Origin of the sequence: Mesorhizobium sp. M0074, assembly GCF_040322975.1 — a bacterium.
Lineage (GTDB): Bacteria > Pseudomonadota > Alphaproteobacteria > Rhizobiales > Rhizobiaceae > Mesorhizobium.
The window spans coordinates 279,526-298,134 of sequence record NZ_JAMYUM010000004.1; the positions used below are offsets into that span (position 1 = coordinate 279,526).

An 18,609-nucleotide genomic window follows, 5' to 3' on the forward strand; every position below is an offset into this window, starting at 1 on the left:
AGCCGACGCTGCCGTCATCAGCCTATTGGGACATCGCGGCCTATCAGCGCGATCTCGAGGCCATCTGGTATCGCAACTGGCTGCTCGTCTGCCGCGAGGCGAAGCGCTCGCCGATCCGGCCGCGGATATCGACAACATCGTCGCCTTCGGTACCAAGGTGCTGGAGGAGGATGCTGATATCTGCGAGGTCAACCAGATGGGCCTGCGCTCGATGCGCCACAAGGCCGGCGTACTGATGCCCGAGGAATACGACTTGCACCGCTTCCACAACTGGGTGCGCGAGCGCCATGCGGCGCTCGCACATCAAAGCGATTTGGGCAGATAGCGCCAGGCGACGAAGCCGCAGGCCGCCGCCAGCAGCCCGAGTGTCGCGAAAACCGCGCCCAGTCCGAAAAACGCCAGCACGCCGGCCAAAGGCTTTCCGGCTCTGGCCTAAAGCAGTTCTGATGCCGACCGGTACCAACGCGACGCAAGGCCCTGCTTCTTTTGACGGTGGCAACCGTGATAGTCGTCTTGCCGGGCTGAACCAAGACAGCGAGACCATGAGCATCGACACGCCGAGCGCAGCCGTTCAGGATCAACCGAAGTCGAAGCGCATCGCCGTTATCGACATTGCACGCGGCATCGCTTTGCTTGCCATGGCGAGCTATCATTTCACCTGGGACCTCGAATTCTTCGGCTACACCGATCCCGGCCTCACCGCCTTCGGCTGGTGGAAAATCTACGCGCGCTGCATCGCCTCGAGCTTCCTGTTCCTGGTCGGCATCAGCCTCTATCTCGCCCATGGCAAGAAAATCCGCTGGACCGGCTTCTGGAAGCGCTTCGCCATGGTTGCCGGGGCAGCGCTCGCAATATCGCTGGTCACCCGCATCGCCACGCCCGACGGCTTCATCTTCTTCGGCATATTGCACGAGATCGCGCTCGCCAGCCTGCTCGGCCTGGCGTTCCTGCGCCTCCCGGCGCTGCTGACGCTGCTTGTCGCCGTATTCGTCGTCGCTGCGCCTTTCTACCTGCGATCCGAAACTTTCGATCATCCGGCTTTGTGGTGGGTCGGCCTGTCGGCGACCAACCCGCGCTCCAACGACTACGTTCCACTGCTGCCCTGGTTCGGCGCCGTACTTGCCGGCATCGCGGTTACCAAGCTCGCCGCCACCTCCGGCGCGCTGACGCGGCAGTCGGCCTTGGCGCCCGGCCGCTGGGCAAATCCGCTGGTCTTCATCGGCCGGCACAGCCTTGCCTTCTATCTGATCCATCAGCCGGTGCTGATCGGCTCGGTCTGGCTGTTTTCGCAATTCATGCCGGCGCAGGCCGAAACCAGGGAGGTGCGTTTTCTGAAATCCTGCCAGATATCCTGCGAGCAGGCACGCGACACCGAGTTCTGCTCCAGCTATTGTGCCTGCATGCTGGACACTCTCCAGGGCGAAGCCTCGCTTGACCGGCTCTACAGCAACGATCAGTCCCCGGAGTGGAAGGCGCATATTGGCGAGCTCGCCGGCACCTGCACCGCCCAAACCGAGGCGGCGGAACCGGGAACGCGCTAATCGAGGGAGGACAATAATGAGCGACAGTCACCCGAAACCCGTGCAGCAAAATCCTGGGCAGCCGAAGCTGGGGCACATCCCATGGCCGCCGCTGATCTATATCGCCGCCATCATCGTCAGCGTCGCGCTAGGGCTGTTCTATCCGCTGCCGTGGATCGGCGATCTTCTCGGCGACATCCTGTTCGCCGCCGGCCTTGTGGGGTTGGTGGCGGTTGCCGCGCTCTGGTTCACGGCAATCCGCACCATGATCCGCGCCAAGACGACGCTCAACCCGAACGGCGTGCCTGACCATCTGGTGACTACCGGACCCTTCGCCGTCAGCCGCAACCCGATCTACCTCGCCAACACGCTGCTGCTGGTCAGCCTCGCCTTTGTCACTGGGATCGCCTGGTTCCTGCCGCTGGCGGTCATCGCGGCGTTCCTGACGCAGAAGCTGACGATCGAGAGCGAGGAGCAGGTGCTGACGGCCAAATTCGGCAAGAAATACCGGGACTACGCCAAAAGGGTGCGGCGCTGGATTTGAGGCGAGGCTGACACCGGCTTACGTGGTGACGCCGAGCTCCACCAGCCGCTCGACGCAGGATTCCTCGGCCTGGTCGAGCTCGGCCAAGGTCTCTTCGAGGTCGCGGCGTTTCTGGCGCAAATCCTCGCGCTTTTCCTCGATGCGCTTGATCATCAGCTTGAGCTGGCCGACCTCGCCGGGCGGCTCCCTGTACATCTGGATGATTTCGCGGATCTCGTTGATCGAGAAGCCGAGCCTCTTGCCGCGCATGATCTGGCGGATGAGATGCCGGTCCGACGGACGGAACAGCCGAGTGCGGCCGCGTCTTACTGGCTGCACCAGCCCTTCGTCCTCATAGAAGCGCAACGTCCGCGTCGACACGTCGAATTCGCGGGTCAGCTCCGTGATCGAATAATATTCCCGCATCGTCACTCCAATGCCCCGGCCACGCCGCGAGTTCCAACTGGCCGCCGCCGGCGCCCAGGCGCGTACCAGAATCGGCGGACAAGGCACCTTTCAAAGCCTCGCATGGCATTTACGTAAAAGTCAATTGAGGTGACGTTCAGCGCACGCCGAACCACCATGTGGCGAGCCCGAGAAAAGCAAAGAAACCGACGACATCGGTGACCGTGGTGACGAAAACCGCCGAAGCCACAGCCGGATCGATCTTGAAGCGGTCGAGCAGCAGCGGGATAAGGATGCCCGCCAGAGCCGCCACGAACATATTGATGATCATCGCAGCCGCAATGATGCCGCCGAGATTGCGATCGTGGAACCAGGCAGCAGCGACGAGGCCGATCAGGATGGCAAAGATGATGCCGTTGATGAAGCCCACCCCGATTTCGCGGCGGATGATGCGGCCGGCATTGTAGATGTCGAGGTCCCTGGTCGCCAGCGCCCGCACCGTGACCGTCATGGTCTGCGAGCCGGCATTGCCGCCCATGCCGGCGACGATCGGCATCAGCACCGCCAGCGCCACGATATGCTCGATGGTGCGGTCGAACAGGCCGATCACCGAGGCCGCCAGGAAAGCCGTCAAAAGATTGACCAGCAGCCAGGGCACGCGCGAGCGCGAGGTCGAAAAGATGCTGTCCGAGAGTTCTTCGTCGCCGACGCCGCCCATGCGCAGCAGATCTTCCTCGGCCTCCTGCTGGATGACGTCGACGACGTCGTCGATGGTCAGCACGCCGACCAGCCGCTCGTTCTCGTCGACGACGGCGGCAGACAGAAGATCGTATTGTTCGAATTCGCGTGCCGCCTCCTCCTGGTCCATGGTGGCCGGGATGGCATGCCTGGTCTCATGCATGACCTCTTCGACCTTGACCGAGCGCTTGGTACGCAGGATCTGGTCGAGGTCGATGGCGCCGAGCAGCTTGAAGCTCGGATCGATGACGAAGATCTGGCTGAAACGGTCGGGAAGATTGTTGTCCTCGCGCATGTAGTCGATGGTCTGGCCGATCGTCCAGAACGGCGGCACCGCGACGAACTCCGTCTGCATGCGGCGGCCGGCGGTCTCTTCGGGATAGTCAAGCGAACGCCGCAGCCTGATCCGCTCGGTGAACGGCAGCTGCGACAGGATCTCGTCCTGGTCCTCCTGGTCGAGGTCTTCGAGAATGTAGACCGCGTCGTCGGAATCGAGATCCTGCACCGCCTGGGCGATCTGCGCATTGGGCAGACTGTCGACGATGTCGCGGCGGATCGCCTCGTCAACCTCGGTCAGCGCGGAAAAATCGAAATCCTTGCCCAGCAATTCGACCAGCGCGCGTCGCTGTTCCGGGTGCAGGGCCTCGAGCAGGTGGCCGAGTTCCGACTGGTGCAGATCGTCGACTTCACGCTTCAGCGTCAGCGTATCGCGATCGGCGATCGCGGCACCGATCTGGGCGAGGAACGACGACAGGATGACGCCGTCCTCGTCATAGATGTCGGCGCGGCGCTCCTCGGCTGCCCTGGCGCCGGTCATCTGTTCGTCCTGGCCTTCCACCAGCGCCTCCCGCCATCGGATTTCCGGATAAGGTGCCTGTCAGGTCTAACGCATGACCCTGACAATCGGAATCGATTTTGCGAAAGGACCATGCACAACGACAAATTGCTACAGCGCCGTTCGCGCGTCCAAACGACGCGGCGCATACCGGATGGTAGGAGGAGAGGACGTTCTACAAACCTGCGGCGCTGCAAACCTTCGCGGCGGCAGGTAAAGGGCAGCGTATCCCCCCCCGGTCAACCAGATGGGCAGATCGACACTGATTCAAAAACGGCGAGGCCGACAGTGCGAGGGCCTCGCTGGTATTGGACTGGAAGGCTTCCCGATCAGGCGGCGTGGCGCTTGGCCTCAGCCGCATAGCGGTCCAGGAGACCGCTCCAGCCACCCTCGGATTCGAAGGCCTCGCGCATCGCCTCTGCGGTTTCGCCCATGTTCTCCAGAAGCCTGTGCTCGAGTTCCACACGCGTCGCGTTCTCGCCGAGCGCGACAAAGCGGATCTCGACTTCGGTCAGCAATGCCGGATCGTAGCGCCAGCCGGCTCCAATGCGCCAGGCGAGCGTCAGCCTGGACGGCGGATCCCAGGCGAGAACCTCGCCCCAATCGCATTGTGACCCATCCTCGCCGATCTCGTACCAGCGGCCGCCGGCTTTCGGTTCGATCACCGCGGTCGTCAGGGCGGATTTGCCGATCGAGTGCGAAGCCGGCCACCAGCGCCCGAATCCTGTGGTGAACACATCGAATGCCTTGTCGAGCGGCACCTCCACCGTCACCGACTTCCTGACCGGCGCGGGCTTGATCATGGTCGTCATTTCCTCTTCTCCTTGCTGTTGTCGACTTCCCGTTTGAAGGCGCCGAGCGCATCGCCCCACATGCGGTCGAGCCAGGCGCGCATCTCGCCGAGCCCATGCGGGTCGAGATGATAGATGTTGCTGGCACCTTTCGGCTCTGCGCGGACCAGCCGGGCTTCCTTCAAAACCTTGAGGTGCTGCGATACCGCCGGCTGCGAGACCGGAAGCACTCGCGTCAGATCGATGACCGAGCGTGGCCGATCGGCGATGAGCTCGAACACCTTGCGGCGCGTCGGATCGGCCAAGGCCACCATTCCTGCATAATCATAAATCATGACTTATGATAAGCTAAAACTTATGATATGTCAACCGAGGGCGTGGCGGGCCCGTGTTTAAGCAACCGGTCGGCTCGAGGCTCTGGGGCAATTCCTTGACGCGGGGGCATGGACAGCGATGCGGATGCAAGACTGCTCAGGGAATCGATCCACCGCATGCGGGCCAGCCGGCAAATGTCGACCACCGGGGAAAAGTAAACCTGGCGGCAAGGTTTTTACCTTATCGGTGTATGTGTCTCTCCGGCGAAACGTTAAGAACGGGTAAATTGGTTTGGCCCTAACCACGGAAGCCTCTCGCTACAGGCCCTCCGCCATATGGCAATTGCGCCTCTCCTTGTTCATGGCGACATACGTTTTAGGCGCATCTGCACTATATCCAGAAGTATTCTATACGTCAGCTTTAATCTATTCTCACAAGTTTCTTGTTGGCATTCCGGTGTTGTTTATCGGGGGCGTCTGCTGTACCGCGCTAATCCATGGCCGGCGGCAACCGGTTCGCTACGCACTGGATTTGGTTCAAGGGCGCTGGCGCGGTTGTCTGCTGGTGCTGTTGTTCTTCTTTGCCAGCTTGACCGCGTTCTCTACCTACAAGATCGCCATCCCGTCCGTCGTCCCATACTATGCCGACAACTGGTTGGCCGATGCTGATGAATGGCTGCACGGGATGCCGCCATGGGAGATCGTCCATAAGCTCGACAGCAACAATTGGTCGTTCGTCGTCTTCAACAGCTATGAAGTCATTTGGTTTTACCAGTGGTTCGGCACCATCCTTTTCGTGTCGCTCTGGTCGGACGAGATTGCCCGCATCCGCTATCTCTGCGCAGCAGCGCTGACGTTGTCCGTCCTCGGAACGGTCTTGGCCCTGGCGCTGGCATCGGTCGGACCGGTTTACTACCACCACTTTGTCGGCGTGGATCGCTTCCACGGATTGAATGCGGCCCTGGACAGGCTGGACCATAGTTACATGGTGCGGGAACCCGCGGCATATCTCCTGATGGCTTACCAAAGCGGCCGGGCAAGTCTTGGCGGCGGCATCTCGGCCATGCCAAGCATGCATGTCGCCTTTGCCGCATTGAACGCCTATTTGCTGTCATCGATCAATCGCTGGCTTGGCGTTCTGGGTTGGACCTTTGCAGCCCTGATCCTGTACGGATCGGTGTTCACTGGCTGGCACTATGCCGTGGACGGCTACGCATCGATCGTTGTTGTATCGGTGATCTGGTGGGCGACCGGACGCCTGGTGCGCGAATAGTTATGTGCGCTTTTCGATAGATGGCCATGCCCGCCGATGCCCACTTCGCATAAGCCAAACTCGCGACCGCAATCAGGCAAACAGCACGTGCCCCGACAAGGACGCTCCCTGCCGTGCTCGAATTCAACGGGCAAGAGATTCCGCTTTCGAATTTAATGGTGCGGTCGAGATGCAGCGCCGCAACGCCTCCCGCGTTGATTTTAAAGCATTTTTCCACGATTCCGTGGCGATTTGTATTGAGGGTGGTTCGGCAGCGGCAAAGCATGTAGTTCCAGCCAGCCACCATCGGCAGGCAGCTGGCAGCCTTGCCATCACATCCTCCTCCTGACGAACACCTAGTCTAATACGGTCAACCGTTAGGCGCCGCGCCGCGCCGCTCGAGCGCGGTCTTGCGGATGATTTCCGCGATCTCCGGGCTGCTGCTGCACAGCATCTGGAAATCCGCCGAGTGTAGCGACAGGAGTGAGACCACCGTTGTGGCGCTGACGGTCGCCGAGCGCGGTTCGCCGGTGATCAGCGCCATCTCGCCGAAGAAGGCGCCAGGGCCCAGATCCACCGGGTTCGGCGTCGCGACGCTGACGCGCCCCTCCACGACGAAGAACATCTGATCACCGGCCTCGCCATTGCGGCAGATCACAGCGCCCGCCGGCACGATGCGAGGTCGTAATGCGCGCACGATCTCGACTAGTGTGGCCGGGCCGAGCTTCTGAAACAACGGCACGGCGGCGACCAATTGCCAATTGCGGACGAAATCCTCGCGACGGACTTCTTGATAAAAGCCGGTGGCAAGAATGCCAGCCCAGAGCGCGAAGATGCCGATGCCACTCATCATGACCGCCCCGGCAAGGACGCGGCCGGCGAAGCTTTCCGGAATAGCGTCGCCATAGCCGGTGGTGGACAGCGTGACCACGGCCCACCACATTGCCTGGGGGATGCTGCCGAACTGTTGCGGTTGGACGTCGCGCTCGATGACATAGGCTGCGAGCGCAAAACCGAAAAGAACGATGCCGAAGACCGTGGCGACGCCGATCAGGTTGCGCGCTTCGTTGGTCAGGATTCTGCCCAGCAGCGGGAAGAAAGTTGAATCGCGCAGCGGTTTCAGCAGCCAGACAGCACAGTAGAGGCTCCGGTCGGGCGTGCCGACGAGCAGAAATGCGGCGAGTGGAACCAAAACCGCGAGCACATCAATGGCGATTGCCGGCGTCCTGTCCCGAACGTCTCCCGCCCGGCGCTTGAGCAGTTTCTCGGCCAATTCCAGGAGATAGACGCCCCAAATGACTGCGAGCACGGCAGCCAAAGCCAGTCTGCTTCGTCCGGACAGGTCCGGTGTCGTGAGCGTAGCCACCGCCACAAGCCCAGTCGCAGCCAGCACCGCGTTGAGCGGCGCGCAAATTCTTAAGGAAGGCAGTACCGACATTCTATGCCCCGAGCGGATACTACCCTCCAGAATAGGATGCCTTCAAGGCAAGCGCAAAGGTGCTTATTTTCGCTGCGATCGTCGCTGGACCATAGGCCATGAACCATCCGATCAGGGTCGAGATCGAGCTGCCCCTCGACGGATGTGTGGCATAAACGACCTCACTTGATTGGCAATGGATTTGCCGTGTCACCGTTGGCGGTCGAGGGGCCGCCCCGCGCGATCGAGCATCCGATCGATCTTGCTCGCCATGATGAAATCGTTCTCGTGCAGTCCTTTGATCTTCTTGGTGCTCAGGGAAACCGTCACATAACCCCAGCCGAAGCTGATGTCGGGGTGATGGCCCTCGGTTTCGGCGAGCTCACCGATCTCCTGAACAAGGGTGAGCGCGTCCCGGAAATTGCGGCATCGAAAGCTCCGCTGGATGCGGTGGGCATCGTCACCCAGCTCCCAATCAGGAGCCTGTGCCTGGAAGCGTTGGGCTTCATCACGCGTGAGCGGCGGGACGCCGCCGCGACAAGGCGTACATGTTTTCTCGGCAAGAGTGTCGGTCATGTTCTTGTCTCCAAGACCATTTTTAGCAGCAAATACGACAGCGACGAGCCTATCGATCGATCTCCCCGAACACGATGTCGAGCGAACCGATGATCGCCGAGATATCGGCTCGCATGTGCCCGCGTCGCTGGCCTTCCGTCGTCCTGGCTATAGTTTCAGGCGCCGCTCAGTAGTCCATTCCGCCCATTCCGCCCATACCTCCCGCGCCACCCATAGCGGGCGAAACCTTCTGCCGAATGTCCGCGATCATTGCTTCAGCGGTGATCAGGAGCGCGGCAATCGAGCCGGCATCCTGCAGGGCCGTCCGAACGACCTTGGCGGGGTCGACGATACCGGCCTTGATCATGTCGACATAGACTTCGTTCTGGGCGTCGAAGCCCTGATTGTGATCCTTGCTGTCGGAGAGCTTGCCGACGACGATCGAACCTTCAACGCCGGAATTCTCGGCAATCTGGCGGATCGGCGCTTCAAGTGCTCTCAGCACAATCGAAATACCTGCCGTCATGTCAGCATTCGCGCCAGTAAGCTCAGTCAAAGCTGCCTTGGCGCGCAAAAGCGCAACACCGCCGCCGGCAACGATGCCTTCTTCCACGGCTGCACGAGTGGCGTTCAGCGCATCATCGATGCGGTCCTTCTTTTCCTTGACTTCCGTCTCGGTCGCGCCGCCGACGCGAATGACAGCAACGCCGCCAGCCAGCTTGGCGAGACGTTCCTGGAGTTTCTCCTTGTCGTAATCCGAGGACGTTTCCTCGATCTGCAACTTGATCTGCTGGACGCGCGCCTGGATGGTGGCTTTCTCGCCGGCGCCGTCGATGATCGTCGTCGTATCCTTCTCGATGAGCACGCGCTTAGCCCGCCCGAGCATGTCGATCGTGACGTTCTCGAGTTTGATGCCGAGATCCTCGGAAATCATCTGGCCGGCGGTGAGCACGGCAATGTCTTCCAGCATCGCCTTGCGCCGGTCACCGAAGCCTGGCGCCTTGACGGCTGCGACCTTGAGGCCGCCGCGCAGCTTGTTGACGACCAGCGTTGCTAGCGCCTCGCCTTCGACGTCTTCCGAGATGATCAGCAGCGGCTTACCGCTTTGCACCACAGCTTCGAGGATCGGCAGCAACGCCTGCAAATTGCCGAGCTTCTTCTCATGGATGAGAACGTAAGGGTCCTCCAGCTCCGCGCGCATCTTCTCGGCATCGGTGACGAAATAGGGCGAGAGATAGCCACGGTCGAACTGCATGCCTTCGACGACATCGAGTTCGGTTTCGGCTGTCTTGGCTTCTTCGACGGTGATCACGCCCTCATTGCCGACCTTGTTCATCGCCTTGGCGATCATGGCGCCGACCGACGCGTCGCCATTGGCGGCGATCGTACCAACCTGGGCGATCTCGTCCGAAGATTTGACTTTCCTGGCCCTGGCTTGAATGTCCTTCACCACAGCAGCCACAGCAAGATCGATGCCGCGCTTGAGATCCATCGGGTTCATGCCCGCGGCAACGAATTTGGCACCTTCGCGCAGGATGGAAGCGGCCAGCACCGTGGCTGTCGTCGTGCCGTCGCCGGCGAGGTCGTTGGTCTTCGAGGCCACTTCGCGCACCATCTGGGCGCCCATGTTCTCGAACTTGTCGGCAAGCTCGATTTCCTTGGCGACGGCGACACCATCCTTGGTGATGCGCGGCGCGCCATAGGCCTTGTCGATGACGACATTGCGGCCTTTGGGGCCGAGCGTCACCTTGACGGCGTTGTTCAGAATTTCGACGCCGCGAAGCATCCGGTCGCGGGCATCGGTAGCGAATTTGATTTCCTTGGCAGACATGATTTACGTCCAGTTCAGTCTTGAAATTGCGGGATCGGAAATCGCCCGGTCAGGCGGCTTTCTTGGCCGCTTTGATCTTCTCGACGATGCCCAAAATGTCGCTCTCCTTCATGATCAGGAGGTCCTCGCCGTCGATCTTGACCTCGGTGCCGGACCATTGGCCGAACAGGATGAGATCGCCGGCCTTGACGTCGAGCGGGATCAGCTTGCCGCTCTCGTCACGCGAGCCCGGGCCCACGGCGATCACTTCGCCTTCCTGAGGCTTTTCCTTGGCGGTGTCGGGAATAATGATCCCGCCCTTGGGTTTGGTATCGCCTTCCGCGCGCCGAATGACGACGCGGTCGTGGAGTGGCCGGAATTTCATTGGGGGTTCTTTCTGCCGCCGCACATAGAGCGACTGCAACACTTAACATAGCCCCTTTGGCACTCGAATGATAGGAGTGCCAAATTTTTAATTCCTCAAACCGAAAATATTTGAAATGAAATCAGTCGTTTTTACCGGCGCTTTTGGCCGTCCGAAAGGCGGAGCCATAAGCAATTTTATTGTAATTCATCCCTCTTAATTTTGCCGACAACAGACTATATTAATCCGCAATTACGAGACAAACCTATCGAGCCTTGATTGAATGTGCATCGAGAGATATATACAGTTCGCGAAAATTTGGCACGATTTGGCTTTCCCGGTCCCGATCGACATAGGTCCGCGACCTTCGACCCACCATGAAGCACCGAATTTTCGACAGCGAATGTATAGCGCTTATCCGGCGCGCATGTCGCTCTGTTCGAGCCTTTGAACCACGGCGCTGACCACGGATGTACTGGCAGCATTGGGATCTTTCCGGTTCGGATGGAAAAGATGCAGGAGGGGCGTCGGCGTGCTCCTGCGGAAAGCCGCACCCCCTCATGCAACGCAGCCTCCCCGCGTGGGGAGCGCTTGCCCGCGCTACGGCGGCGGCTTTCCATGCGAGCCGCTTCAAAAATGATGCTGCGAAACGGCGCTGGCTTTATCCGACGAACGCCTCACGCATCCGAGCGAACATGCCGGGCTGTCTCCCGGCAATCGCCGCACGGATGTGACGGGCGGCCGTTGCGGCGGTCACCGTCGCGCCGAAATGGCAATAGCAGATGATCTCATGCAATTGCCTGTCGGTCAGTTCGAAGAACCGCTTCGCTTCGCCGTAGTTGTCGTTTTCCAACCCGGCGGCGCGGAGGACAGGATTCTCGAAAGCGACTGAGATCGGCGAGCCGTCGCCGCGCATGGCCCCGCGTGCTCTAACCGGCTGATACTCGGTCTGGTGCAGCGTCGAGAGGCGCCGGTCAGGGTTCCGTTCAAGGAGCTCCGCCCAGTGTTCAAGACGCTCGCTGCGCGACATGGCCTGGCGCGGGTAGGCCTGATCGATCTCGGCGACGATCTGCAGTTGCTCGAGCGTCTGGTGTTTCATTTTGGCCTCCTATTCGGACGATAGTTGGTCCACCCATATCCTTCTTATGCCTGCGGCCAGCGTGACTCCAACCGATCGTGAAGTCCAATCACGATGATGCTGGGAGGGCTTCCCCCCCACGAAAATGCGGAGGCTTCGCAAAGATCCGGCCATTAATTTGGCGAACGCGGTCAAATGCGCGGCTGTTCGACGATGTCGGTCTGGAGTCCGTGCCGATCGAGGTGATCGACGGGCAGAGTCTGTGCTGGAGTAGCCCAGCTCCATCGCTGGCCGGGCAGCGGGATCAAGCGAGTGGCAGTTTAGCTTCGAAACCGCCGTAATTCTGAACGCGCACAATGCGAAGAGACGCAAGGCCGCGAGCCTGCAACAGACGTTCGCTACGCGGTTCTTGACGGCTTGAGGTATGTTCAACCTTGGCGCTGACTTTTCCGAACCGAAGCCGCAGCTACGACGAGGCCGGACAATACCTCCATTTTCTCGGCTACGATGGCATGTTTGAAATGCCGTTCTTGATTGAGATTGAAGCGCTCGCGAACGCAAAACCGGAAGCAGCCACAGCCGAAGCGGGTTATTTGGCGACCTTCGATGCATCAAGGGACTCCATTCGTGATGTCGCGCGGAAAGCTTCCTCCCACGGCCGCAAGAACGTGTACCAGCCCAGAAGACCTCGACGCTTCGAACGGCGGACGAGCAAAGCGTTCCCCGTAAGGGATCGGCTTATCCCTGCGACCGCGGAGTTGTGCGGTTTCGACATGGTTGGCGACTACGTCCTTGTCCCCGTCGATTAGAGGATTATCCTTGACACGTTTGGGCGAGGCGATCGCCCATGGAGGTTGTCATGGCAGACGACAAGTCAAAGCGTGGTCCGCAAGACAGAGCACGGGTCGACGGTGGCGAAGACTATGAAGTCGGGTACCTCATGAAGAAGCACCATCTCGAACGGGCTGATGCCCTCAGGCTGGTAAAAAAGTATGGAAACAACCGCGCAAAGATCGAAGAGGAACTCTTTGCTCGAAAGGTTTGATCGCGTATTCCCGTGAGGCTGGCATAGAGCCAAGCACGCCTGAGTGTGACCAGGCTGCAGGCATAATCATGGCGCTTTTCAGCAACGGCATCGGCACTGCTGAGGAATTGAAGGCAGCGCTCCAGTTCCGTTTGGAGAGTGAGTTGCGACGGCACGGTCAACGCCTATCCCGCCTAGCTGAGAACCGCTCTAGATCGTAATTGTACATCGAATTCCAAGTGGAGGTCGCGTTAGATGCAAAACGCGAGCCTCTGAAGAAAACCATTGTCCAATTAAGGCAGTGGGTTTGGAGGCTGTATGAAAGGGGTCGTTGTTTGGCGCTATTTCACTGGCATGCCGTGTCAGAAGCACGCGGGCCTCCGGGGAGTAACATGCTGCTGAGGCTGGACCAGATCGACAAATTCTACCCCACTGGCGAAGGGCCGTTGCATGTTCTGCACGGGATCGATCTTTCGCTGGAGGCGGGCAAGAGCCTTGCGCTGACCGGCGAGTCTGGCAGCGGCAAGAGCACGCTTTTGCACCTCGTTGCAGGGCTCGACAGCCCTGATGCGGGAGAAATCCACCTTGGCGGTACCAATATTGTGGGGCTGAACGATACGGCCCTTGCCGCCCTGCGGCGGGGAACAGTCGGACTTGTGTTCCAGCAGTTCAACCTGATCCCTTCGCTTGATGTGGCAGCCAACCTTGCCTTTCAGGCTCGACTTGCCGGCCGTCCTGATCCGGCGTGGCTGAAGGTCCTTGCTGAACGGCTGGGCCTGGCCAAGGTCCTAACGCGCTACCCTGAACAGCTGTCGAGTGGGCAACAACAGCGGGTGGCGATTGGGCGGACCCTAGCCGTTCGGCCCCGGCTGGTTTTGGCCGATGAGCCCACGGGCAATCTCGATGAGGCAACAGGGGACGCTGTACTCGATCTTATGCTGTCGCTGGTGGCTGAAACGGGTGCCGCCCTGTTAATGGTTACCCATTCCAACCGTCTGGCAAACCGGCTGAACGCCCACGTTCACCTGCACGCGGGACGGCTGGCTTGATGGTGTGGACCGGGTTGTCAGCGCTCTTGTCGCATTGGCGCAGGCGGCCTGTCCAACTGGCGATGCTGCTTTTGGGGCTATCGCTGGCAACGGCGTTGTGGTCAGCGATTCAGGCGATCAACGGTGAGGCGCGGGCGAGCTATGACCGTGCAGCGGCGATCCTTGGGCAGGACCGGCTCGCGCAACTGGTGCGTGAGGACGGGACCCGGATGGATCAACAGGTGTTTGTGAGACTGCGGCGAGCAGGCTGGCTGGCTTCGCCGGTGATTGAAGGTGAAATGCGGTTTGGGGATGTGCGGTTGCGCGTCCTCGGCATTGACCCACTGACTTTGCCGCCGCAGGCGCAGCAGGTGGATGTTGCAGTGGGTGATGAGCTATTGCCGTTCATCACGGCGCCCGGGGTGCTCTATGCAACTCCGGAAACCGCGGCACGACTAACCGAGCAAGCAACACCTCCCGTGCGCGTGGCCGAGGGTTTGCCGCCTGGCACAGTCCTCACCGACATCGGGCAGGCGCAGGTCTTGCTTGGGGCAAAGGACAAGATCTCTCGTCTTTTGCTCTGGCCGGACCAACCGATTGGCCGTACCCCTCTAGAGGTGACAGCCCCCGGCCTGACCCTGCGCGAGCCGAGTGAAACGGGGGATCTTGCCAGGCTGACCGACAGTTTTCACCTGAACCTGACGGCTTTCGGTTTTCTTGCCTTTGCGGTGGGGCTCTTCATCGTGCATTCCGCCATCGGTCTGGCTTTTGAACAGCGCCGCCCGGTGTTTCGCACGCTGCGCGCACTGGGCTTGCCGGCCCGCGTGCTGGTCCTTTTGCTGATCGCCGAGCTGCTGATCTTCGCCCTCCTCGCGGGATTGGTGGGCGTGGCACTTGGCTATGTAGTCGCCTCGGCCCTTTTGCCCGACGTCGCCGCCACCCTGCGCGGACTTTACGGGGCCGATGTGCCGGGAACGCTGTCGATCCGCCCCGCAGTGTGGGCAGCGGGGCTGGCGATCGCGGTAATCGGCACGCTGGTAGCGGCCGCACAAAGCCTCTGGCGGCTATGGCACCTGCCGCTGCTTGCGCCGGCCCAGCCTCGGGCCTGGGCGCGGGCTTCGGAGCGGGCCCTGCGCGCGCAAGGCGTGGCTGCGATGGTGCTCCTGTTGACGGCGGCGGGAATTGCACACTTCGGATCCGGCCTCGAGGCGGGCTTTGCGCTTCTGGCGGCACTGCTGTTGGGGGCGGCACTGGCGCTGCCGCTCGTGCTGACGGGGATATTGCACCTTGGCGGCCGCTTGGCGCGTGGACCATTGGCTGAATGGTTTTGGGCCGACACGCGTCAACAGCTTCCCGGCCTGTCATTGGCGCTAATGGCACTGCTGCTTGCGCTGGCCGTCAATGTGGGCGTCAGCACGATGGTGTCGAGCTTTCGGCTGACCTTCACCGGCTGGCTCGATCAGCGTCTCGCCTCAGAGCTTTACGTGACCGCCCGCACCGAAGCAGAGGCCACGGCGATACGCGACTGGCTGGCCCAGCGCAGCGACGCGGTCCTGCCGATCTGGAGCATTGAGGGCCGGGTCGCAGGCCAGCCCGCGGCAATATACGGCGTGGCCGATCATGGCACCTATCGCGACAACTGGCCGATCCTCTCTGCAGTGCCGGGGGTGTGGGACCGGATCGCCACAGGCGACGGCGCCCTGATCAACGAACAACTGGCGCGGCGCCAGGAGTTGGGCTTAGGGGACCAGATCACGCTGCCCGGTGGCTGGCGGGCCAGCATCGTCGGCGTCTATGCCGACTATGGCAACCCGATCGGCCAAGTGATCATCGGGATCGACACACTGCTCCGGCACTACCCTGACGTCTCCCGCCTGCGCTATGCCATTCGGATTGCCCCTGGCAAGGCCGAAGCACTGGCTGCGGGTTTGCGGGCGGAATTCGGGCTGCCCGCGCAGAACGTGATTGACCAGGCCGGGATCAAGGTCTTTTCGCTCAAAGTGTTTGAGCGCACATTCAGAGTGACAGCCGCGCTGAATGTGCTGACGCTGGGAGTCGCGGGGCTGGCGATGTTTGCGAGCCTCATGACCCTGTCGGGGATGCGCCTACCGCAACTGGCGCCGGTCTGGGCCATGGGTCTGCCCCGCCGCCACCTCGTATGGCTGGAGCTTTGGCGCGGCTTGTTGTTGGCAGCCTTGACCATGCTGGCCGCTCTGCCTGTAGGTATCGGGCTCGCCTTTGTTCTACTGGCGGTGGTGAATGTGGAGGCTTTTGGCTGGCGTCTGCCGATGCACCTTTTTCCCGGTGACTGGGCGCGGCTGGCGGCGCTCGCGTTGCTGGCGGCCGGACTTGCAGCCGCCGTGCCTGCCTGGCGGCTGGCGCGTCTTTCGCCATCGGATTTGCTGAAGGTATTTGCACATGAGCGTTAGAGCATTGCTGATCTACATGAGCTTGGCCGCACCTGCCTTTGGCCAGGGTTTTGCTGGGCTTGGCACAGAGGCTGACGGGTTTTCAGTGCCGCAGCCGGGGACTGCATTCAACTTTCCGGCAGACCACGGCCCGCACCCCGGTTACCGGATCGAATGGTGGTATTTGACGGCCAACCTGCAAGCTGCGGATGGAGCGGACTATGGCGTGCAATGGACTCTTTTCCGATCCGCCCTGGCCCCGGTGGAGCGGTCCGGCTGGTCCAGTCCGCAGCTTTGGATGGGCCATGCCGGGCTGACGACGCGAACGCACCAATTCGTGGCCGAACGGCTGGCACGGGGCGGCATCGGCCAGGCGGGGGTTTCGGCTGCACCCTTTGCGGCCTGGATTGACAACTGGCAGATGGCAGGTCGGGCCCTGCCAGAGGCGGATGCGCTGTCGGCGCTCGATCTGCACGCGGCGGGACAGGCGTTTTCCTACGAACTGGCACTGGACGCCAAAGGCCCTCTGGTGCCGCAGGGAGTGCAGGGCTACTCGGTGAAATCCGAGAAGGGGCAGGCGAGCTATTACTACTCGCAACCATTCTACCACGTGACCGGTACACTGACCCTTCCGGCGGGCGTGATCGCGGTGTCCGGTCAGGCGTGGTTGGACCACGAATGGTCCTCGCAGCCGCTGGCTGAGGATCAGACCGGGTGGGACTGGTTCTCCTTGCATTTCGACAGCGGCGAAAAGATGATGGGCTTTCGCCTGCGCGACGGAGGCGCGGGCTTTACATCGGCCACATGGATCAAGGCCGACGGCAGGCCGCAGCCGCAGGCCCCCGGCGCGCTAAGGGTGACGCCGCTCGAAACGGCGGCAGTCGCGGGACGTAGCGTGCCGATCCGCTGGAGGGTGCAATTGCCGGAAAACGGAGTGGATGTGACCATCCGGACGCTAAACCCAGAAGCCTGGATGGACACACGCTCTCCCTATTGGGAAGGCCCGATCCGATTTGAGGGCACCCATGCCGGGCGCGGCTATCTCGAGATGACAGGCTATGAGTGACTGGAGGACACTGCTCAATCGCGAGATCGCGACGGTTGGCGAATTGCCGAAAATGGAGAAGGTTAGTTTCCAGCGCCCTTCCCTCTACCACCACCTCAAACCCACTATCTCAGGTAATGGCTCTGGCGATGTAGCGGTCCTGCGCCGCCACCTACCACTACATGGCTCCGAATTGCGGATCGATGTTGCGTGGCCGGAGATGGGCGCGCATCCGCGTAGTGCAGAGTTGCCGCGAGCGTGTTTTCCGATTTCTACGTCGAAGCACCACCGCTGCACGCGTCAATCTTGTCGGTGTCGATCTCCATGCCAAGCAGTCTAACACGCGAAACGGCGTCTGCCGCGGTCCACACCGGATGGTTACGCTGCACGGCGCATTCTGCCGATGATTGAGGTTCATGAAGGCCTTCCCGCAAAATATGCGCCTTAATGCCCGGCCTCACGGCCTCACGCAATCCAGACATTTTCAAACTCGCCACACGAAAAAACCGCCTCGGTTAGACCGAGACGGTTATCGTACTATGACAGAAGTGGTTGCGGGGACACGCAACCACCGATACCGACATCATTAACGTGACGATTTGACAGGTCCAGGCCAGCATTGCAGGGAGGCGACTTGGTGGGCTCGGAGGGATTCGAACTCCGCGCTTGGAAAAGCGTCCCTCTCGTCTTCACCATGCAGGCCGCTTACTCTGGGCGGCAGAGTGCCCTTCCGCGCTTCGCCAAACCTGCCGTGGGAAAAGCCTTGCCGTTTTTTCCGGCGGGGCTTTGATCAGATCGCGACTATTAGTGATTTATGCTGGAACTGGTTGCGGAGGTTGGAGTCGGACCGATTTGCGCCGATTAAGAAGCCCGTCAGCAAACGAACTCGGTCACAGCACTGTATTGGCGGTATCCCTCTAGCGACTTGAACGCCCCGGCCGTTGCTTAGGTCGCGCCCACCCTTTTGCACGCGCGCCCCTGCCCGGCCGTTGAACCCGTTGGGCGGCTTGCTAGTCTGCCAAGCTCCTAACAGGGATAGCAACCTGGAATGAACACAGCACTGCTTTTGATGGCTCAGTATGGTGGCAAGGCCATCATCCCGATCGATGAGGTCTGCCGAGACTATTTCTCCCACCTGACGCCGCCGAAGTTGGTCCGAAAGATTTCCATGGGGGAAATTGCCCTTCCGCTCGTGCGGATCGAGGACAGTCAGAAGTGTGCCAAGGGCGTCCATCTCGCCGATTTGGCCAAATACCTTGAGTTCCGTGCCGAGGCTGCAAGAAAGGAAATGAGGGGTCTCACGGAGTAGCGAGAGACGTGGATGGGTTTCGTTCAGCCCTGCCGTACACAGCCGCCCGCCGCTTATGGCCTGATGAGCGACGAACTGGATCAACCGTTTCAAGGCCGGTACTGCATTTGGTACAGAACCACTTCAACAAAGACGCGTAATCGACTGTCTGAACTGCATGTTTGTTGGGACTGCGTCCCATCTGATGTTGGAC

General features: G+C 60.9%; 19 protein-coding genes and 1 pseudogene. 10 read left to right on the forward strand and 10 right to left on the reverse strand.

Going from position 1 to position 18,609, the window contains the following annotated elements; translation table 11 throughout:
• Positions 1-157 precede the first annotated feature (157 nt).
• The 3 genes from NKJ73_RS08220 (at position 158) to NKJ73_RS08230 (ending at position 2,064) form a co-directional block, all read left to right on the forward strand.
• Positions 158-325: an SRPBCC family protein gene (locus NKJ73_RS08220; RefSeq protein WP_352569001.1), complete on the forward strand. Its 168-nt coding sequence runs from the start codon at positions 158-160 to the stop codon at positions 323-325.
• A 217-nt stretch (positions 326-542) separates the two neighbouring features.
• Complete coding sequence (locus NKJ73_RS08225; protein ID WP_352568977.1) at positions 543-1,541, forward strand: heparan-alpha-glucosaminide N-acetyltransferase; 999 nt, start codon at positions 543-545, stop codon at positions 1,539-1,541.
• Positions 1,542-1,557: 16 nt separating this feature from the next.
• A complete protein-coding gene (locus NKJ73_RS08230) occupies positions 1,558-2,064 on the forward strand; it encodes a methyltransferase family protein (RefSeq protein WP_352568978.1) in 507 nt (168 codons plus the stop codon).
• A gap of 18 nt (positions 2,065-2,082) precedes the next feature.
• Here the strand turns inward: NKJ73_RS08230 and NKJ73_RS08235 are convergent, their stop codons facing one another.
• The 4 genes from NKJ73_RS08235 to NKJ73_RS08250 all read right to left on the reverse strand — a co-directional run bounded on the left by NKJ73_RS08235 (position 2,083) and on the right by NKJ73_RS08250 (position 5,147).
• Positions 2,083-2,469: a MerR family transcriptional regulator gene (locus NKJ73_RS08235; RefSeq protein ID WP_023676566.1), complete on the reverse strand. Its 387-nt coding sequence runs from the start codon at positions 2,467-2,469 to the stop codon at positions 2,083-2,085.
• 136 nt (positions 2,470-2,605) lie between these two features.
• Entirely contained in the window at positions 2,606-4,003 is a 1,398-nt protein-coding gene (mgtE, locus tag NKJ73_RS08240; protein ID WP_502894205.1) for a magnesium transporter, read from the reverse strand.
• A gap of 347 nt (positions 4,004-4,350) precedes the next feature.
• Positions 4,351-4,833, reverse strand: coding sequence for an SRPBCC family protein (locus tag NKJ73_RS08245; protein WP_254818127.1), 483 nt, complete (start codon positions 4,831-4,833; stop codon positions 4,351-4,353).
• On the reverse strand, positions 4,830-5,147 hold the full coding sequence (locus tag NKJ73_RS08250) for an ArsR/SmtB family transcription factor (RefSeq protein ID WP_352568979.1): 318 nt from the start codon (positions 5,145-5,147) through the stop codon (positions 4,830-4,832). The genes NKJ73_RS08245 and NKJ73_RS08250 overlap by 4 nt, the downstream gene beginning before the upstream one ends.
• Positions 5,148-5,487: 340 nt before the next feature.
• Here NKJ73_RS08250 and NKJ73_RS08255 point away from each other — a divergent pair, with 340 nt between their 5' ends.
• Positions 5,488-6,399: a phosphatase PAP2 family protein gene (locus tag NKJ73_RS08255; RefSeq protein WP_352569002.1), complete on the forward strand. Its 912-nt coding sequence runs from the start codon at positions 5,488-5,490 to the stop codon at positions 6,397-6,399.
• Positions 6,400-6,748: 349 nt separating this feature from the next.
• Here NKJ73_RS08255 and NKJ73_RS08260 read toward each other — a convergent pair whose 3' ends face one another.
• The 6 genes and pseudogenes from NKJ73_RS08260 to NKJ73_RS08285 form a co-directional block, all read right to left on the reverse strand.
• Entirely contained in the window at positions 6,749-7,816 is a 1,068-nt protein-coding gene (locus NKJ73_RS08260) for a cyclic nucleotide-gated potassium channel (protein WP_352568981.1), read from the reverse strand.
• Between the two features lie 189 nt (positions 7,817-8,005).
• The gene (locus NKJ73_RS08265) at positions 8,006-8,371 is read right to left on the reverse strand and encodes a 4a-hydroxytetrahydrobiopterin dehydratase (protein WP_023676573.1); all 366 of its coding nucleotides are present in this window, start codon (positions 8,369-8,371) and stop codon (positions 8,006-8,008) included.
• Positions 8,372-8,420: 49 nt separating this feature from the next.
• Positions 8,421-8,495 (reverse strand): annotated as a pseudogene (locus tag NKJ73_RS08270) (NADH-quinone oxidoreductase subunit D-related protein); the annotation flags it as partial.
• Positions 8,496-8,537: 42 nt separating this feature from the next.
• Positions 8,538-10,181, reverse strand: a complete 1,644-nt coding sequence (gene groL / locus NKJ73_RS08275; protein ID WP_023676574.1) for a chaperonin GroEL — start codon at positions 10,179-10,181, stop codon at positions 8,538-8,540.
• Between the two features lie 49 nt (positions 10,182-10,230).
• Entirely contained in the window at positions 10,231-10,545 is a 315-nt protein-coding gene (locus tag NKJ73_RS08280; RefSeq protein ID WP_352568982.1) for a co-chaperone GroES, read from the reverse strand.
• 640 nt (positions 10,546-11,185) lie between these two features.
• Positions 11,186-11,623 carry a hypothetical protein gene (locus NKJ73_RS08285; RefSeq protein ID WP_023676576.1) on the reverse strand — a complete coding sequence of 146 codons (438 nt, stop codon included), beginning with the start codon at positions 11,621-11,623 and terminating at the stop codon, positions 11,186-11,188.
• 413 nt (positions 11,624-12,036) lie between these two features.
• On the opposite strand from NKJ73_RS08285, the gene NKJ73_RS08290 reads away from it, so the two are divergent.
• The 6 genes from NKJ73_RS08290 to NKJ73_RS08315 all read left to right on the forward strand — a co-directional run bounded on the left by NKJ73_RS08290 (position 12,037) and on the right by NKJ73_RS08315 (position 18,416).
• Positions 12,037-12,411 (forward strand): DUF1488 family protein, encoded by a 375-nt coding sequence (locus NKJ73_RS08290; RefSeq protein ID WP_023676577.1) that lies wholly within the window; start codon positions 12,037-12,039, stop codon positions 12,409-12,411.
• A 50-nt stretch (positions 12,412-12,461) separates the two neighbouring features.
• Positions 12,462-12,647: a DUF3606 domain-containing protein gene (locus NKJ73_RS08295; protein WP_023676578.1), complete on the forward strand. Its 186-nt coding sequence runs from the start codon at positions 12,462-12,464 to the stop codon at positions 12,645-12,647.
• A gap of 371 nt (positions 12,648-13,018) precedes the next feature.
• Positions 13,019-13,675: an ABC transporter ATP-binding protein gene (locus NKJ73_RS08300; protein WP_031211739.1), complete on the forward strand. Its 657-nt coding sequence runs from the start codon at positions 13,019-13,021 to the stop codon at positions 13,673-13,675.
• On the forward strand, positions 13,675-16,083 hold the full coding sequence (locus tag NKJ73_RS08305; RefSeq protein WP_352569003.1) for an ABC transporter permease: 2,409 nt from the start codon (positions 13,675-13,677) through the stop codon (positions 16,081-16,083). The genes NKJ73_RS08300 and NKJ73_RS08305 overlap by 1 nt, the downstream gene beginning before the upstream one ends.
• Entirely contained in the window at positions 16,073-17,128 is a 1,056-nt protein-coding gene (locus NKJ73_RS08310) for a lipocalin-like domain-containing protein (RefSeq protein WP_352568983.1), read from the forward strand. The genes NKJ73_RS08305 and NKJ73_RS08310 overlap by 11 nt, the downstream gene beginning before the upstream one ends.
• A gap of 1,027 nt (positions 17,129-18,155) precedes the next feature.
• Entirely contained in the window at positions 18,156-18,416 is a 261-nt protein-coding gene (locus tag NKJ73_RS08315; protein ID WP_352568984.1) for a pyocin activator PrtN family protein, read from the forward strand.
• Positions 18,417-18,609 lie beyond the last annotated feature (193 nt).

Bases quoted from the DNA above. Each gene is read 5' to 3' on its own strand.
- NKJ73_RS08310 (WP_352568983.1), top strand. From the start codon at position 16,073: ATGAGCGTTAGAGCATTGCTGATCTACATGAGCTTGGCCGCACCTGCC.
- NKJ73_RS08280 (WP_352568982.1), bottom strand. From the start codon at position 10,545: ATGAAATTCCGGCCACTCCACGACCGCGTCGTCATTCGGCGCGCGGAA.
- NKJ73_RS08250 (WP_352568979.1), bottom strand. From the start codon at position 5,147: ATGATTTATGATTATGCAGGAATGGTGGCCTTGGCCGATCCGACGCGC.
- NKJ73_RS08300 (WP_031211739.1), top strand. From the start codon at position 13,019: ATGCTGCTGAGGCTGGACCAGATCGACAAATTCTACCCCACTGGCGAA.
- NKJ73_RS08315 (WP_352568984.1), top strand. From the start codon at position 18,156: ATGAACACAGCACTGCTTTTGATGGCTCAGTATGGTGGCAAGGCCATC.
- groL (WP_023676574.1), bottom strand. From the start codon at position 10,181: ATGTCTGCCAAGGAAATCAAATTCGCTACCGATGCCCGCGACCGGATG.
- NKJ73_RS08285 (WP_023676576.1), bottom strand. From the start codon at position 11,623: ATGAAACACCAGACGCTCGAGCAACTGCAGATCGTCGCCGAGATCGAT.
- NKJ73_RS08255 (WP_352569002.1), top strand. From the start codon at position 5,488: ATGGCGACATACGTTTTAGGCGCATCTGCACTATATCCAGAAGTATTC.
- mgtE (WP_502894205.1), bottom strand. From the start codon at position 4,003: ATGACCGGCGCCAGGGCAGCCGAGGAGCGCCGCGCCGACATCTATGAC.
- NKJ73_RS08225 (WP_352568977.1), top strand. From the start codon at position 543: ATGAGCATCGACACGCCGAGCGCAGCCGTTCAGGATCAACCGAAGTCG.
- NKJ73_RS08265 (WP_023676573.1), bottom strand. From the start codon at position 8,371: ATGACCGACACTCTTGCCGAGAAAACATGTACGCCTTGTCGCGGCGGC.
- NKJ73_RS08245 (WP_254818127.1), bottom strand. From the start codon at position 4,833: ATGACGACCATGATCAAGCCCGCGCCGGTCAGGAAGTCGGTGACGGTG.
- NKJ73_RS08295 (WP_023676578.1), top strand. From the start codon at position 12,462: ATGGCAGACGACAAGTCAAAGCGTGGTCCGCAAGACAGAGCACGGGTC.
- NKJ73_RS08260 (WP_352568981.1), bottom strand. From the start codon at position 7,816: ATGTCGGTACTGCCTTCCTTAAGAATTTGCGCGCCGCTCAACGCGGTG.
- NKJ73_RS08235 (WP_023676566.1), bottom strand. From the start codon at position 2,469: ATGCGGGAATATTATTCGATCACGGAGCTGACCCGCGAATTCGACGTG.
- NKJ73_RS08305 (WP_352569003.1), top strand. From the start codon at position 13,675: ATGGTGTGGACCGGGTTGTCAGCGCTCTTGTCGCATTGGCGCAGGCGG.
- NKJ73_RS08230 (WP_352568978.1), top strand. From the start codon at position 1,558: ATGAGCGACAGTCACCCGAAACCCGTGCAGCAAAATCCTGGGCAGCCG.